This window comes from Streptomyces lichenis (assembly GCF_023218175.1).
In the GTDB taxonomy this organism is placed as follows: Bacteria; Actinomycetota; Actinomycetes; order Streptomycetales; family Streptomycetaceae; genus Streptomyces; species Streptomyces lichenis.
On the sequence record NZ_JALPTH010000005.1, the window covers coordinates 1 to 15,151 of the forward strand.

Below are 15,151 nucleotides of genomic sequence, written 5' to 3' on the forward strand. Positions count from 1 at the left end.
CGCGGAGGCGGATGTCATGACGGCCTCGGTGCGCAGCGGGTTGATCTCCGAGACGGCGCCGACGAACGTGGTCTTGCCCACGCCGAAGCCGCCTGCCACCACGATCTTCGCGGAGGTGGTGGAGCGGCCGCCGCCGGCCGCCCCGTCGCCGCTAGAGCTTCCGAAGTCCACTGAGCACCCTTTCCAGCAGTGTCACATCCGGCGTGCCGCCGGCCTCTCCGTTGCCCGGCTGGTGGATCGCCACCATGCCGGCCTCGGCCAGGTCGGCCACGAGGATGCGGGCGACGCCCAGCGGCATCGACAGCAGGGCCGACACCTCGGCCACCGACTTGACCTCGCGGCACAGGTGGCAGATCCGCTGGTGCTCCGGGAGCAGCCCGGAGAGGAGGGAGGGGTCGGCCGTGGTGCTGACCAGCGCCTCGATGGCGAGCTGGTAGCGCGGCCGGGTCCGGCCGCCGGTCATCGCGTACGGGCGGACCAGCGGCTGGTCGCCCTCGTCCCCGTAACCGGCGTCCATCGAGACGCCGTACGGATCATGAGAGGCGGGGGGCGGGGTCATTGAGTCCTCCAGTGACAGCAGGGTCTGCCTGTCGTCATTCTGGGCCGGTGGGGGGCCGGACGAGGCGGCCGACGGTGATTGGGCGATGGGGCGCTGGTCGCGGGTGGGGCCGCGAGGCGCCTCAGCGGAGCAGACTGCCTTGCAGTTCCGCCCGGAGGTCCGGGGTGAGGACGCTGCCCGCGCGGTCCACGAGCAGGGCCATCTCGTAGCCGACGAGGCCGATGTCGCAGTCGGGGTGCGACAGCACGGCCAGCGAGGAGCCGTCGGAGACGGACATGATGAAGAGGAAGCCGCGCTCCATCTCCACCACGGTCTGGTTGACCGCGCCGCCCTCGAAGATCCGGGAGGCGCCCGCGGTCAGCGAGGTCAACCCGGAGGCCACGGCCGCGAGCTGGTCCGCGCGGTCGCGCGGGAAGCCCTCGGACATCGCGAGCAGCAGTCCGTCGGCGGAGACCACCACGGTGTGGGACACCCCGGGGGTGTTGTCCACGAAGTTGGTGATCAACCAGTTCAGGTTCTGCGCCGCCTGGCTCATCGGTCTCAAACTAACGCTCCTGCTGGTGAGAGGTGCCGGCGCCGAAGCCGCCGCCGGACTGACCGCCCGCCTGGCGGCCCTGCTGGATACCGCGGCGGAGGTTGGTCAGACGGCCGCGCACGTCGTCGGGCGCGCGCGAGACCTGCGGACCCGGACCGGCCGGGCGGGCCGACTCCTGCGCGGTGCCCGCGACCAGGTTCTGGCGCGGGACCCGGCGGGGCAGGCCCGAGGTGGTGACGCCGCCGGCCGCGGGCTTGCGGACCCGCTCGGCCTGGCGCCCCAGGTCGTCGTTGGGGGTGGTGCGCCACGAACCGGTGGTCGAGGCGTCCGAGGGCTGCTGGGCCGCCGCGCCGTGCTGCGGCTGCTGCGGGGAGACCACCGGGGTGGGCATGGTCTCGTCGAAGCCGCGGCCGCCCTGGCGCTGCGGGGCCTGGCCGTACGCGGGTGCCGGTTGGCCCTGGCCGTTCGGCGCGGGGTGGCCGTTCGGACCGCCCTGGCCGTGGGCCCAGTTGGTCTCCAGTGTGTCGTACAGCGGAGTGCGGCCGTCCCCGGCGTTCGGGGCCGGGGGCAGCGCCTCGGGCCGGGGCTGCGCCGGGAGCCCGGGCCGCTGCCGGCCGCCGTAGCCGCCGTCCGCGTTCCCGGCGGGCCGCTGCTGCGGCGCCGGAGCCTGCGGAAGGCCGTAGTCCGGCTGGGCGAACTGCGCGGTGGACGCCGGGTCCTGGGGAGCGGCCGGACGGGCGTGCTGCCCGGTGCTCTCCGGCTCCTCGTGGCCGCGCGGGGCGTCCAGCGGAGTGGTACGGGCCTGCGGCGGTACGGGCGCGGGGGCCGCGTTCCAGCCGCTCGGGTCCTGCTGCGCGGACGGTACGGGGCCGGTGGGCGCCGGGTTCCAGCCGCCGTCCTGCGCCTGCGGGGCGCGGCCCTGCGGCGGTACGGCGGAGGCGTCGGCGTTCCAGGCGGCCGGCTGGGGCTGCTGCTGCGGGGTCCCACCGGGCAGTTCGCCGCGGGGGGAGCCGGCGGCCGGTGCGGCCGGGCGCTGCTGCTCGCCGGAGCGGGGGCCGTTGCCGCCCGCGTTGCCCCAGACGTCGGAGCGCGTCGGTATACCGCCCTGCGGGGACTGCTGGCCGAGTGCTCCGGCGCCCGCGCCGGCGGGGGCGCCGAAGGCACCGGCGCCCTGGCGCTGCGGGTCGCCCGGCTGCTGCGGCTGCGCGGGGCGCTGCGGGCGCCCGCCCTGCTGGCCGCCGCCGAGCAGTCCGCCGCCCTGGCCGTTCTGCGGGTTGCCGCCGCGGCCGGGGCTGCCGTTGCCGGGCAGCGCCGCGCGGTTGCCGCCGGCGCCGAGCTGGCCGCCCGCGCCGCCGGGACGGCCCGGCAGACCGGTCCGGCCGTTGCCGTTGCCCGCGCCGGGCGGGACCTGGCCGGGAGCGCCCTGGGCGCCGGCGCCCGGCTTGCCGGGAAGCTTCTTGCCCTGGGCCACGTCCACCGGGAGCATGACCAGCGCGGTGGTGCCGCCCGAGTCGGAGGGGCGCAGCTGGATGCGGATGCCGTGGCGCAGCGACAGCCGGCCGACCACGAACAGGCCCATCCGGCGGGAGACGGAGACGTCCACGGTGGGCGGCGAGGCCAGACGCTCGTTGATCGCCGCCAGGTCCTCGGGGGAGAGGCCGATACCGGTGTCGTGGATCTCGACCAGCACCCGGCCGTCGGGCAGCGCGTGGCCGGTGACCCGGACCTTGGTCTGCGGGGAGGAGAACGAGGTGGCGTTCTCCAGCAGCTCGGCGAGCAGGTGGACGAGGTCGTTGACGACCCGGCCGGCCACCTCGGTGCCCGGCACCGAGGCCAGCTCGATCCGCTCGTACTGCTCCACCTCGGAGGCCGCGGCGCGCAGCACGTCGACCAGCGGCACCGGGCGGGTCCACCGGCGGCCCGGCTCCTCACCCGCGAGGACGAGGAGGTTCTCACCGTTCCGGCGCATACGGGTGGCCAGGTGGTCCAGCTTGAACAGCGAGGACAGCTGGTCCGGGTCGGCCTCGCGGGACTCCAGCTCGGAGATCAGCGACAGCTGGCGCTGGATGAGGCCCTGCGAACGGCGCGAGAGGTTGGTGAACATCGCGTTGACGTTGCCCCGCAGCAGGGCCTGCTCGGCGGCGAGCCGGACCGCCTCGCGGTGCACGTCGTCGAAGGCCGCGGCCACCTTGCCGATCTCGTCGCGGGAGTGCACACCGACCGACTCCACGGAGGTGTCCACGTCCTGCGGGTCGGACTCGGAGAGCTGCTTGACCAGCTCGGGCAGGCGGTCCTGGGCGACCCGGGTCGCGGTGTCCTGGAGCCGGCGCAGCGAGCGGATCATGGACCGGGCCACCACGAAGGCGCCGATCAGCGAGACGCCGAGGACGAGCAGGATCAGCGCACCGTTGATCAGCGCGTCCTGCTGCTCCTCCTGGCGCAGCTCACGGGCGGTGGACTCCATCTCGCCCAGCAGCTGGGACTCGATGGTCTTCATCGCCCGCATCTTGGGCTCTTCGGCGTCGGTCCAGTCCAGGTAGTTGCGCGCCTCGGACCGCTCCAGACCCTCCTTGGTGCGCAGCACGCCCTCGGAGTACCGCTCGGCCTGCTGCACCGAGGGGTTGTTGGCGCCCAGCGGGGACAGCAGCTCCTGGGCGTTGCCGCCGAGCGAGCTGTAGACCGCCTCGAACGACCGCAGCGCCTGCTGCTCGTCGCTGTGCGCGGCGTAGCCGTACTCGCGGTCGTTCTCGTCGAGCTTGCCCTTCTCCTTGTTCGTCTCCGGCAGCGCGGCGGCGATGATCGCGCGCTGGATGGAGGCGTACTCCTTGGCGGAGGAGAAGGCGGCCAGGGCCCGGGTCCGCTTGATCATCTCCGGGTTGCTGGTGGCCTGGGCCATGTCCTGGGACAGGCCGATCAGCGAGTCGATCAGACGGCCGTAGCGCTGGACCGTCTGGAAGTCCTGCGCGTTGTCCGAGTAGGCGTTGGTCCGGATCCGGCCCAGGGTGATGACCTGCGCGGCGATCTGCTCCACGTTGGAGCGGATGGACTGCAGCGCCTCGTTGCCCTGGGTGTCGCTGAGCCCCTCGGTGGCCTTGAGGAACCGCTGCTGCGCCTGGTCGGCCTTCTTGCGCCAGTCGGCGACCGTGTAGTCGTCCGAGGAGTAGCCGTTGGAGAGCGGACCGGCCGTCATGTCGCGCTCGTTCTGCAGCGCGGTGGCGAGGCTGGTCGCCTCCTGGGTCAGCCGGGTGAGCAGCTGCATGTGGTCCAGCTGCTCGATGTCGTTCATCGACTCGTTGATCCGCAGACCGCCCAGGGTGGTGGCGGCGACCACGGGGAGGGTCAGCAGCGCCACCAGGCGGGTGGAGATGCGCCAGTTGCGCAGGGCGAGGCGGGAGCCGGTGTCGGAGGGAGTGGCCGACCTGGCCCGCGAGCCGCCCTTTCCGGCGCCCTTGGCACCGGACTTGCCGCCGCCCTTGGCACCGGGGGTGCCGGCCTCGGCGCCGGGCGCGCTGCCGCCCGCGCCGGGGTCCTCACCGGCGGCCGGGTTCTGGCCGGGGCCGCCGGGGCGCCCGGGGTGCTCGGCGCCGCCGGTCTGGCCCGGGTTCCGGGTGTGCTGGGGTGAGGAGCCGCGGTCGGACCCGCCGAACGCCTCCTGCTCCGCTGCGGCTTCCCCCTGGCCCTTGCGGGCCTGGGGACGCCCCGCGCCATCCCTCTTGAAACGTCCCTGCACTAGCGTCGCAACCTCTGGACCAGGCGTCCCGCCGCGTGAACGGCGAGGACGGTGTCGGCGTCGTGGAGCGCGAGCGCGCTCCTGTTCGAAGTGGTCGTCAATGACCGGCGCAGTCCCCCCTCCCGTACCGTCGCCCGGCGCCGCGCTGCGCCCCAGCGCGCCGGTTTCTCGTACGCGACGGTGCGGAGATTCCAGCACAGTGCCGGATCTCCAACAAGGCCGACGATCCGGCCTCCCCACTCGAACACAGCCGGTGAGAAGGGGATCACCTGCTGTCGAAGTCGATCAGGGAGCAAACGGACGTTCCCCTGCGTATCGCTCGATCGCGCAGGGACGGCGATCGGTGTCCCAGTCGCCATGATCAGCAGCGGAATGCAGCATTCCAGCACGGAATGTCCGTTTGCTGCCTCGGAGTTACGCATCCGGAATGCCGGATTCATCCCGCCGGGGGTGAGCAAACTCACATATGGATCGTTGCCTGATACCGGCATTCCACGGGAATCCCATGTTTAGCCTGACGCTTTACTTGGGATGGCCAACAGTCCACCCGGCGTCCCCGCGGCGCCCGTATCCGAGGTTCAGCAGCCACCGATGAAGACGACGAAGACGGCGAAGCCGGCCACCGCGACGGCGGTCATCCGCGCCACCGCCAACCCCCGCCGCACCACCCTGATGCACCTCGACGGCACCGCCGGACTGGAGCGCGGCGCACAGCCGGAGTTCGCCCTCGAACTGCCCGCCGCCACGGCCAACCCGCGCCGCACCATCCTGATGGAGGCTCCCGAGGCCTTCCGGCTCCCGCAGTCCGAGGTCGCCCCCGCCGTCTGACCCGCGGCCCGGCCCGTCCCGGCCCCGCCGTGCGACCCGGCCGCGCCGCCGCGGTCCGAACCGGTCGCCCGCTCCGCGTTAGCCTGGGGTGTCACACTCCAACCAGCGGAAACAGGGGGCTCGGCAGCCCGTGCGCATCGCCAGGTTCTCCATCGACGGCAACGTCGCCTTCGGCGCGGTCGAGGGCGAGGCCGCCCCCGGCACCGCCGACGGCCTCGTCCTCGACATCATCAAGGGCATCCCCTACGGCGACTTCGAGCTCAGCGGCACCAAGGTCCCGCTGAACAAGGTCCGGCTGCTGCCGCCCGTACTGCCCAACAAGGTCGTCGCGATCGGCCGCAACTACGCCGAGCACGCCGCCGAACTGGGCCATGAGGTCCCCGAGGCCCCGGTCGCCTTCTTCAAGCCCACCACCTCGGTGATCGGCAGCGGCGACGCGATCGAGTACCCCTCCTTCTCGAACGAGCTGCACCACGAGGCCGAGCTCGCCGTCGTCATCGGCCGGATGTGCCGCGAGGTCCCCCGCGAACGCGTCAAGGACGTCGTCTTCGGCTACACCTGCGCCAACGACGTCACCGCCCGCGACGTGCAGAAGCGCGAGCTCCAGTGGGCCCGCGCCAAGGGCTTCGACACCGCCTGCCCCCTGGGCCCCTGGGTGGAGACCGACCTCGACCCCGCCGACGCCACCATCCAGTGCACCGTCAACGGCGAACAGCGCCAGCTGGGTCGTACGAGCGACATGCTCCGCTCCGTGGAGGACCTGGTCGTCCACATCACCGAGGCCATGACCCTCCTGCCCGGAGACGTCATCCTCACCGGCACCCCCGCCGGAGTGGGGCCGCTCAACCCCGGCGACGAGGTCGCCGTCACCATCGAAGGCATCGGTACTCTCACCAACAGGGTGATCAAGCGTGGCTAACGGCATGATCCGCGTACGTTTCTGTCCCTCCCCGACCGGCAACCCCCATGTGGGCCTGGTCCGCACCGCCCTGTTCAACTGGGCGTTCGCCCGGCACCACCAGGGCACCCTGGTCTTCCGTATCGAGGACACCGACGCGGCCCGCGACTCCGAGGAGTCCTACACCCAGCTGCTCGACTCGCTGCGCTGGCTCGGCCTGGACTGGGACGAGGGCCCCGAGACCGGCGGCCCGCACGCCCCCTACCGCCAGTCCCAGCGGATGGACATCTACCGCGACGTCGCGGCCAGGCTGCTGGACGCCGGCCACGCCTACCACTGCTACTGCACCACCGAGGAGCTGGAGACCCGCCGCGACGCCGCCCGCGCCGCCGGCCGCCCCTCCGGCTACGACGGCCACTGCCGCGAGCTGACCGCCGAGCAGGCCGAGGCCTACCGCGCCGAGGGCCGCGAGGCGATCGTCCGCTTCCGGATGCCCGACGAGCCGATCACCTTCACCGACCTGGTCCGCGGCGAACTCACCTTCACCCCGGAGAACGTCCCCGACTACGGCATCGTGCGGGCCAACGGCTTCCCGCTCTACACCCTGGTCAACCCGGTCGACGACGCCCTGATGGAGATCACCCACGTCCTGCGCGGCGAGGACCTGCTCTCCTCCACCCCCCGGCAGATCGCCCTCTACAAGGCGCTGATCGACCTGGGCGTCGCCAAGGAGATCCCCGCCTTCGGCCACCTCCCCTATGTCATGGGCGAGGGCAACAAGAAGCTCTCCAAGCGCGACCCGCAGGCCTCCCTCAACCTCTACCGGGAGCGCGGCTTCCTCCCCGAGGGCCTGCTCAACTACCTCTCCCTGCTCGGCTGGTCCTTCTCCGCCGACCAGGACGTCTTCACCATCCCCGAGATGGTCGAGCGCTTCGAGATCGCCGACGTCAACGCCAACCCGGCCCGCTTCGACCTGAAGAAGGCCGAGTCCATCAACGGCGACCACATCCGCATGCTGGACGTGAAGGCCTTCACCGCCGCCTGCGAGCCCTGGCTGCGCGCCCCGCACGCCAACTGGGAGCCCGAGGAGTTCGACCAGGCCGCCTGGGAGGCCATCGCCCCCCACGCCCAGACCCGGCTCACCGTCCTCTCCGAGATCACCGCCAACGTCGACTTCCTCTTCCGCCGCGAGCCGGTCGAGGACGAGGCCTCCTGGCAGAAGGCGATGAAGGGCGACCCCGCCGCCCTGCTCACCACCGCCCGCGCGAAGCTGGAAGCCGCCGACTGGACCAGCCCCGAGTCCCTCAAGGAGGCCGTCCTGGCCGCCGGCGAGGAGCACGGCCTCAAGCTCGGCAAGGCCCAGGCCCCGGTCCGGGTCGCCGTCACCGGCCGCACCGTCGGCCTGCCCCTCTTCGAGTCGCTGGAAGTCCTCGGCAAGGACCGCACCCTCGCCCGCATCGACGCCGCCCTGGCCAAGCTGGCCGGCTAGTCCCGCGTACGCCCCTGGGGGCGGTGGCCGACACCGGCCACCGCCCCCTCGGTGTGTCAGCGCCCCCGGTTAGTGTTCGAGGCGATCACCGAACCGCCGCTCCCTCGGGGGGACAGCCATGCCCATGACCGCGCCCGACCTCGACTGGTACTTCACGCCCGGCAACCGCTTCGAGCGGTCCGGGGACCATCCGCTGGCCGGCACCATGTCCGTGGTCCGGGCGCCCGGGGAGCTGTGGCTGCCGAGCGGGCGGGTCACCGCCTGCGACCCGTTCGTCTCGCTGGGCACCGGCGAGGCCGAGCCCTTCACCGCCGCCGTCCCGCCCGGGCGGTACCCGGTGGAGTGCGCCGTCGCCACCCTCACCCACCCGGGCCAGGAGCCCGGCGACCGGCCGCACCAGCGGGTCGCCGCCGCCCGGCTGCTGATCTCCGGCGCCCCGGCGTTCTCCTGGGAACCGGCCCTCCTCGCCGGCCAGGACCTGTCCGAACTCGGTGACGAGGAGTTCTACGGGTACGGCGTGGACGCCGGCACCGGCTGCTTCTACGACGCCGCCTGCGACGAGTCCTTCCCGGAGGACGAGGACGGCGAGAGCCCGGTCTGGTACGCGCTCTTCGGCGGCGAGGAGCCCCCGGACGACCTCGGTCCCTACCTGGTCGACGCCCCGGAAGGCGGTCACAACCTGGTCGCCTTCACCTCCGGCTGGGGTGACGGCGCCTACCCGACCTGGGTCGGCCGCGGCGCCGACGGACAGGTGGTGTCCTTCGTCACGGACTTCCATGTGGTCCCGGACGGCGTGGGCGCGCGGGCCTGAGCCGCCGGCCGGCCCCGTAGGCTCGGCCCCATGGCGATCCGGGCGGTCCTGTGGGACATCGACGACACGATCTTCGACTACGCGAGCGCCGACCGCGCGGGAATGCTCCACCATCTGCGCGCCGAGGGCCTGAGCGGCGGATACGGATCCGTCGACCAGGCCCTCACCCGCTGGAAGGAGCTGACGCTTCTCCACTGGCGGCGCTTCGAGGCGGGTGGGATCTCCTTCGAGGACCAGCGCCGGGACCGGGTACGGGACTTCACCGGCACCGCCCTCACCGACCCCGAGGCCGACGACTGGTTCGCCCGCTACCTCACCCACTACGAGGCCGCCTGGGAGCTGTTCCCGGACACCCTGCCCGTACTGGAGCTGCTCGCCGCCGACTACCGGCACGCGGTGCTCTCCAACTCCTCGGCCCGCAACCAGGAGCGCAAGCTGCGGATACTCGGGGTGCGCGACCGGTTCGAGGCGCTGCTGTGCGCCGCCGAACTGGGCGTCGCCAAGCCCGCCCCGGAGGCCTTCCACGCCGCCTGCGACGCCCTGCGGCTGCCCCCGGCGGACGTCGCGTACGTCGGCGACCAGCCGGACATCGACGCCCGCGGCGCCGTCGAGGCGGGACTGACCGGGATCTGGCTCGACCGGGCCGGCGCGGGCGGCCGGCCGGAGCTGAAACGGATCACCGGGCTCGACCAGCTCCCCGCGCTGCTGCGGCCCGATACCCGTTTTGGAGCCCCGGACTCCATCGGGTAATGTTCTTTCTGCGCCGAGGGGAGCGGGACGGAAGTCCGGAGCCCGGAGGCGTAACCCGAACGAAGCCCCACAGGGGATCTTGTTCTGGTGGCCTATGGTGTAATTGGCAGCACGACTGATTCTGGTTCAGTTAGTCTTGGTTCGAGTCCAGGTAGGCCAGCTCGCAGAGCTCATCTGCAAAGCCCCCGTTGTGTAGCGGCCTAGCACGCTGCCCTCTCAAGGCAGTAGCGCCGGTTCGAATCCGGTCGGGGGTACAGATCCATCCCGCAGGTCACCAGGGTCGCACCCGGTGAACAAGCGGTGACATCACCCGGCGAGAGCCGGGTGGGATCGCCAGGGCCCCCGTTGTGTAGCGGCCTAGCACGCCGCCCTCTCAAGGCGGTAGCGCCGGTTCGAATCCGGTCGGGGGTACCAACTGGTCTGAGTCACCAGTGGCCTATGGTGTAATTGGCAGCACGACTGATTCTGGTTCAGTTAGTCTTGGTTCGAGTCCAGGTAGGCCAGCGCAGTACAGCAGTACCCAGCAGGACAGGGATCGCGGTTCACCCCGCGTGACATATGGCTAGCCCCCGTTGTGTAGCGGCCTAGCACGCCGCCCTCTCAAGGCGGTAGCGCCGGTTCGAATCCGGTCGGGGGTACCAGCAGGACAGAAGGGGCCTTCCCATCCGGGAGGGCCCCTTCCGCATGTCCGCTCACCCTTGTCCGTCACCTGTGTCCGCTTCCCTCGGTCCGCCGCACACCGGGGCTCACACCGTGATCGGCACCGGGTGCACCTCGTCCGCCGGGTGGCCGGTCCGCTCGTGGACCCGCTGCACCGCGTCCGCCGAGGGGCCCTCCGAGAGGCAGTAGACCGTCCCGGTGTCCGGGTCCGCCCACGCCCGCTTGAAGTGCACGCCCTCCTCGCCCTCGATCGCGAGGTCGGCCCGGTGCGCCTCCATCAGCTGATCGCTGGTGATCCCCTTCATCCCCCGGTGTACGTCCATGAACTCCGTCATCGCCTCTGCACCTCCAGGGCTCGGCAGCCACTCCCTTCCATGGTGCACCCGGGGCCCGGCCCGAACACCTCCGGCCGGGCCCCCGCGGCGTCGCCAGGGGCCCGGCCGGAGAGGGCAGGGGCGGGGGAGTGGGCTCAGCCGGAGCGGCGCAGGGCGTCGCTGAGCCGGGCGGCCGCGTCGATGACCGCCTGGGCGTGCATCCGGCCCGGGTGGCGGGTCAGCCGCTCGATCGGCCCGGAGACCGACACCGCGGCGACCACGCGGTTGGAGGGCCCGCGCACCGGGGCGGAGACCGAGGCCACCCCCGGCTCGCGCTCGCCCAGCGACTGCGCCCAGCCCCGGCGCCGTACGCCGGACAGCGCCGTCGCCGTGAAACGGGCGCCCTGGAGGCCGCGGTGCAGCCGCTCCGGCTCCTCCCAGGCCATCAGGATCTGCGCCGAGGAGCCGGCCTTCATGGTCAGCGTGGAGCCGACCGGCACGGTGTCCCGCAGTCCGGACAGCCGCTCCGCCGCCGCCACGCATATGCGCATGTCGCCCTGGCGCCGGTAGAGCTGCGCGCTCTCCCCGGTCACATCGCGCAGGTGGGTGAGCACCGGTCCGGCCGTGGCCAGCAGGCGGTCCTCACCGGCCGCGGCGGCGAGCTCCGCCAGCCGCGGGCCGAGGATGAACCGGCCCTGCATGTCCCTCGCCACCATCCGGTGGTGTTCCAGTGCCACGGCCAGGCGATGGGCCGTGGGTCGTGCGAGCCCGGTCGCCGCGACCAGCCCGGCGAGGGTGGCCGGACCGGACTCCAGGGCGCTCAGTACCAGAGCTGCCTTGTCGAGAACGCCGACGCCGCTAGAGTTGTCCATGCAACGATACTCTCGTCTCACTCTGTGAAACGCAAGTTCAATTTTCCCGAGAACTTGCCAGGCTGTAGGGGCGGCCCGCGGACCAATCGGGTCCGCAGCCGGCGTCCGCCAGGTGAGAAGCGCGCACGAGACGCGCGCGGTCACCCAGGGGAGCGGACGCGGCCCCCGTATCTCTGAGAAGTGCCGGCGCGACCTGCCGGCCGGAGGGAAAGCGATGGGTAGGACACTCGCGGAGAAGGTCTGGGACGACCATGTCGTCCGGCGCGCCGAGGGCGAGCCCGACCTCCTCTTCATCGATCTGCACCTGCTGCACGAGGTGACCAGCCCGCAGGCCTTCGACGGGCTGCGCAAGGCGGGCCGTCCCGTCCGCCGCCTCGACCTCACCATCGCGACCGAGGACCACAACACCCCCACCCTCGACATCGACAAGCCCATCGCCGACCCGGTCTCCCGCGCCCAGTTGGAGACCCTGCGCAGGAACTGCGCCGAGTTCGGCGTCCGGCTGCACCCGCTGGGCGACGTCGAGCAGGGCGTCGTCCACGTGGTGGGACCGCAGCTGGGACTGACCCAGCCCGGCACCACCGTGGTCTGCGGCGACTCGCACACCTCCACCCACGGCGCCTTCGGCGCGCTGGCCTTCGGGATCGGCACCTCCCAGGTCGAGCATGTGCTCGCCACCCAGACGCTGCCGATGACCCGCCCCAAGACCATGGCGATCACCGTCGACGGCGAGCTGCCCGAGGGCGTCACCGCCAAGGACCTCATCCTGGCGATCATCGCGAGGATCGGCACCGGCGGCGGGCAGGGCTACGTCCTGGAGTACCGCGGCTCCGCCATCGAGCAGCTCTCGATGGAGGCCCGGATGACCATCTGCAACATGTCCATCGAGGCCGGCGCCCGGGCCGGCATGATCGCCCCCGACCAGACCACCTTCGACTACCTCAAGGGCCGCCCGCACGCCCCCGAGGGCGAGGACTGGGACGCCGCGGTCGCCTACTGGAAGACCCTGCGCACCGACGAGGACGCCGTCTTCGACGCCGAGGTCGTCATCGACGCCGCCCGGCTGGCCCCCTTCGTCACCTGGGGCACCAATCCGGGCCAGGGCGCCCCGCTTTCGGCCTCCGTCCCCGATCCCGCCTCGTACGAGGACGCTTCGGAGCGCCTGGCCGCCGAGAACGCCCTGACGTACATGGGCCTGACCGCCGGGCAGCCGCTGCGCGAGATCGCGGTGGACACCGTCTTCGTCGGCTCCTGCACCAACGGCCGGATCGAGGACCTGCGCTCCGCCGCCGCCGTGCTGGACGGCCGCAAAGTCGCCGACGGGGTGCGGATGCTCGTCGTCCCCGGCTCCGTCCGGGTCGCCCTGCAGGCCGTCGAGGAGGGCCTGGACAAGGTCTTCACAGGCGCCGGGGCCGAATGGCGGCACGCCGGCTGCTCGATGTGCCTGGGCATGAACCCCGACCAACTCGCGCCCGGCGAGCGCTCCGCCTCCACCTCCAACCGCAACTTCGAGGGGCGGCAGGGCAAGGGCGGCCGCACCCACCTGGTCTCCCCGCAGGTCGCCGCCGCCACCGCGGTCCTCGGCCATCTGGCCTCGCCCGCCGACCTGACCGAAGCCGCCGCCCCCGCCACCGCCGGAGTCTGAACCGCCATGGAAGCCTTCACCACCCACACCGGCCGGGCCGTCCCGCTGCGCCGCAGCAACGTGGACACCGACCAGATCATCCCCGCGCACTGGCTGAAGAAGGTCACCCGCGACGGGTTCGAGGACGGGCTGTTCGAGGCCTGGCGCAAGGACCCGGAGTTCGTCCTCAACCGCCCCGAGCGCCAGGGCGCCACCGTGCTGGTCGCCGGCCCCGACTTCGGCACCGGCTCCTCCCGCGAGCACGCCGTCTGGGCGCTGCAGAACTTCGGCTTCAAGACGGTCGTCTCCTCCCGCTTCGCCGATATCTTCCGCGGCAACTCGCTGAAGAACGGCCTGCTCACGGTGGTGCTGGAGCAGAAGACGGTGGACGCGCTCTGGGAGCTGACCGAGGCCGACCCGACGGTCGAGGTGACCGTCGACCTCCAGCGGCGCGAGGTGCGCGCCCCGGGCGTCACCGCCCCCTTCGAGCTGGACGAGAACTCCCGCTGGCGGCTGCTGAACGGGCTGGACGACATCAGCATCACCCTGCGCGAGGAGGAGCACATCGCCGCGTACGAGGTGTCCCGGCCGTCCCACAAGCCCCGCACTCTCCAGGGCTGAGCCCCCCGGGCCCCGCGCCCCGCACCCTCGATGCCCCCGGCCGACCCCCGGCCGGGGGCATCGGCGTGTCCGCCACCCTCCCGTACGGCGGGGCCAACTCCGCTCTCCGTGCGGGGGGCGGTGGCCTGAAACCGACCCTGCGGGGTAGCGGAACAGCCGGAGAGAGCCATCCGGCTGACCCTCGCCCGGAGATTTCCACCAAGGTGCCGGACCCCGGATCCGGCCCCGCCGCCAGACGTCAACTGCGTTCTGTTGAAAGGTAGTTGGAGGATGTTGAGGGGGCCGCACGGGGGTGGTGCGACCGGTCCCTACGGCCGGACGCAGCACGGTAGTTGCCCCCTAAGCGGGCGACAACTCGCCCCAGATGGCACAATCGGTGCATGGAACGCGACAGCCAACTCCAGCTCTATCAGGCCGTCGCAGCCCGACTGAAAGAAGCGCACACCCGAGTGCGCGAACTGCAAGTCCCGGAGGGCGTGAGGATGGCGCTGTCCCGGAAGCTGCTGACCATCACGGCTGCGGCGAAGCACGATCTCGCAGGCGCTGCAAGGCGGCTGGACCGGTTGATGAAGGACCTGGACGAGGGTCGATTCCCCGAAGGGGACTGACATCCGATTTCCGTGACGGACGACCGACTCCGTTGCGGCACTAGGGTGATTAGCCCGTTTCGTGTTTGATTTGCGGTATATATCTGCCTAACGTGCGAAAAGCTTGAACACTTTCGTTCCGGCAATGTCTCCGAAGGGGAAGACGTGAACAAGGCGCAGCTCGTAGAAGCGATTGCCGACAAGATGGGTGGCCGCCAGCAGGCCGCCGACGCCGTCGACGCGGTGCTGGACGCCATCGTCCGTGCCGTGGTCGCCGGTGACCGGGTCTCCGTCACCGGCTTCGGCTCTTTCGAGAAGGTCGACCGCCCGGCCCGCTACGCCCGCAACCCGCAGACGGGCGAGCGCGTCCGGGTCAAGAAGACCTCCGTTCCGCGCTTCCGTGCCGGTCAGGGCTTCAAGGACCTGGTGAGCGGCTCCAAGAAGCTCCCCAAGGGTGGCGAGGTCTCGGTGAAGAAGGCCCCCAAGGGCAGCCTCTCCGGCCCGCCCCCCACCATCGCCAAGGCCGCCGGCAAGAAGGCCGCCGCCAAGAAGACCTCGGCCGCCGCGGCCAAGAAGACCGCCGCCAAGAAGGCCACTCCGGCCAAGAAGACGACGGCCACCGCCAAGAAGACCACGGCGAAGAAGACCACCGGGGCCGCGGCCGCCGCCAAGAAGACCGGCGCGGCCAAGACCACGACGGCGAAGAAGACCTCCGCCGCCGCCAAGAAGACCGCCCCGGCGAAGAAGACCACCGCCAAGAAGGCCCCGGCCAAGAAGACCACGGCGCGCAAGACCACCGCCGCGAAGAAGGCCACCAGCAGCAAGTAGGCCGCCGGCGCGCACGCTTCCCCGCCCCGCGGGGGCGGAGCTCCG

At 71.9% G+C, this 15,151-nt stretch carries 15 protein-coding genes, 5 tRNA genes and 1 pseudogene; 14 read left to right on the forward strand and 7 right to left on the reverse strand.

Annotated elements, in window-relative coordinates; genetic code table 11:
* The 5 genes and pseudogenes from M1O15_RS06425 to M1O15_RS06445 form a co-directional block, all read right to left on the reverse strand.
* Positions 1 to 171 (reverse strand): annotated as a pseudogene (locus M1O15_RS06425) (ATP/GTP-binding protein); the annotation flags it as partial.
* Positions 152 to 559, reverse strand: a complete 408-nt coding sequence (locus M1O15_RS06430; RefSeq protein WP_248632276.1) for a DUF742 domain-containing protein — start codon at positions 557 to 559, stop codon at positions 152 to 154. The pseudogene M1O15_RS06425 and the gene M1O15_RS06430, both read right to left, overlap by 20 nt.
* A 121-nt stretch (positions 560 to 680) precedes the next feature.
* Complete coding sequence (locus tag M1O15_RS06435) at positions 681 to 1,094, reverse strand: roadblock/LC7 domain-containing protein (RefSeq protein ID WP_248632277.1); 414 nt, start codon at positions 1,092 to 1,094, stop codon at positions 681 to 683.
* A gap of 10 nt (positions 1,095 to 1,104) precedes the next feature.
* Positions 1,105 to 4,824, reverse strand: a complete 3,720-nt coding sequence (locus M1O15_RS06440) for a sensor histidine kinase (RefSeq protein WP_248632278.1) — start codon at positions 4,822 to 4,824, stop codon at positions 1,105 to 1,107.
* On the reverse strand, positions 4,824 to 5,288 hold the full coding sequence (locus tag M1O15_RS06445; protein ID WP_248632279.1) for a hypothetical protein: 465 nt from the start codon (positions 5,286 to 5,288) through the stop codon (positions 4,824 to 4,826). Before M1O15_RS06445 ends, M1O15_RS06440 begins: the two co-directional genes overlap by 1 nt.
* Before the next feature lie 127 nt (positions 5,289 to 5,415).
* Between M1O15_RS06445 and M1O15_RS06450 the strand changes: the two genes are divergently transcribed.
* The 10 genes from M1O15_RS06450 (at position 5,416) to M1O15_RS06495 (ending at position 10,241) form a co-directional block, all read left to right on the forward strand.
* On the forward strand, positions 5,416 to 5,652 hold the full coding sequence (locus M1O15_RS06450; RefSeq protein WP_248632554.1) for a hypothetical protein: 237 nt from the start codon (positions 5,416 to 5,418) through the stop codon (positions 5,650 to 5,652).
* 130 nt (positions 5,653 to 5,782) lie between these two features.
* Complete coding sequence (locus M1O15_RS06455; protein WP_248632280.1) at positions 5,783 to 6,571, forward strand: fumarylacetoacetate hydrolase family protein; 789 nt, start codon at positions 5,783 to 5,785, stop codon at positions 6,569 to 6,571.
* A 4-nt stretch (positions 6,572 to 6,575) separates the two neighbouring features.
* Entirely contained in the window at positions 6,576 to 8,039 is a 1,464-nt protein-coding gene (gene gltX, locus M1O15_RS06460) for a glutamate--tRNA ligase (protein WP_282576391.1), read from the forward strand.
* 118 nt (positions 8,040 to 8,157) lie between these two features.
* Entirely contained in the window at positions 8,158 to 8,850 is a 693-nt protein-coding gene (locus tag M1O15_RS06465) for a DUF4241 domain-containing protein (protein ID WP_248632282.1), read from the forward strand.
* Between the two features lie 30 nt (positions 8,851 to 8,880).
* Entirely contained in the window at positions 8,881 to 9,600 is a 720-nt protein-coding gene (locus M1O15_RS06470) for an HAD family hydrolase (protein ID WP_248632283.1), read from the forward strand.
* An 88-nt stretch (positions 9,601 to 9,688) separates the two neighbouring features.
* Positions 9,689 to 9,760: transfer RNA gene (locus tag M1O15_RS06475), tRNA-Gln, on the forward strand.
* A gap of 21 nt (positions 9,761 to 9,781) precedes the next feature.
* Positions 9,782 to 9,854: transfer RNA gene (locus M1O15_RS06480), tRNA-Glu, on the forward strand.
* 84 nt (positions 9,855 to 9,938) lie between these two features.
* Positions 9,939 to 10,014, forward strand: a tRNA-Glu gene (locus tag M1O15_RS06485).
* A gap of 18 nt (positions 10,015 to 10,032) precedes the next feature.
* Positions 10,033 to 10,104, forward strand: a tRNA-Gln gene (locus M1O15_RS06490).
* Between the two features lie 61 nt (positions 10,105 to 10,165).
* Positions 10,166 to 10,241 (forward strand) — tRNA-Glu (locus M1O15_RS06495).
* Positions 10,242 to 10,346: 105 nt separating this feature from the next.
* Here M1O15_RS06495 and M1O15_RS06500 read toward each other — a convergent pair.
* The gene (locus M1O15_RS06500) at positions 10,347 to 10,595 is read right to left on the reverse strand and encodes an SCO4226 family nickel-binding protein (protein WP_248632284.1); all 249 of its coding nucleotides are present in this window, start codon (positions 10,593 to 10,595) and stop codon (positions 10,347 to 10,349) included.
* Positions 10,596 to 10,729: 134 nt separating this feature from the next.
* The gene (gene ndgR / locus M1O15_RS06505; protein WP_248632285.1) at positions 10,730 to 11,446 is read right to left on the reverse strand and encodes an IclR family transcriptional regulator NdgR; all 717 of its coding nucleotides are present in this window, start codon (positions 11,444 to 11,446) and stop codon (positions 10,730 to 10,732) included.
* Positions 11,447 to 11,660: 214 nt separating this feature from the next.
* Here ndgR and leuC point away from each other — a divergent pair, with 214 nt between their 5' ends.
* The 4 genes from leuC to M1O15_RS06525 all read left to right on the forward strand — a co-directional run bounded on the left by leuC (position 11,661) and on the right by M1O15_RS06525 (position 15,106).
* Positions 11,661 to 13,091: a 3-isopropylmalate dehydratase large subunit gene (gene leuC, locus M1O15_RS06510; RefSeq protein WP_248632286.1), complete on the forward strand. Its 1,431-nt coding sequence runs from the start codon at positions 11,661 to 11,663 to the stop codon at positions 13,089 to 13,091.
* Positions 13,092 to 13,097: 6 nt separating this feature from the next.
* A complete protein-coding gene (leuD, locus tag M1O15_RS06515; protein ID WP_248632287.1) occupies positions 13,098 to 13,691 on the forward strand; it encodes a 3-isopropylmalate dehydratase small subunit in 594 nt (197 codons plus the stop codon).
* A 380-nt stretch (positions 13,692 to 14,071) separates the two neighbouring features.
* Positions 14,072 to 14,299, forward strand: a complete 228-nt coding sequence (locus M1O15_RS06520; RefSeq protein ID WP_248632288.1) for an SCO5555 family protein — start codon at positions 14,072 to 14,074, stop codon at positions 14,297 to 14,299.
* A gap of 144 nt (positions 14,300 to 14,443) precedes the next feature.
* Entirely contained in the window at positions 14,444 to 15,106 is a 663-nt protein-coding gene (locus M1O15_RS06525) for an HU family DNA-binding protein (RefSeq protein ID WP_248632289.1), read from the forward strand.
* The last annotated feature ends 45 nt before the right edge of the window (positions 15,107 to 15,151 follow it).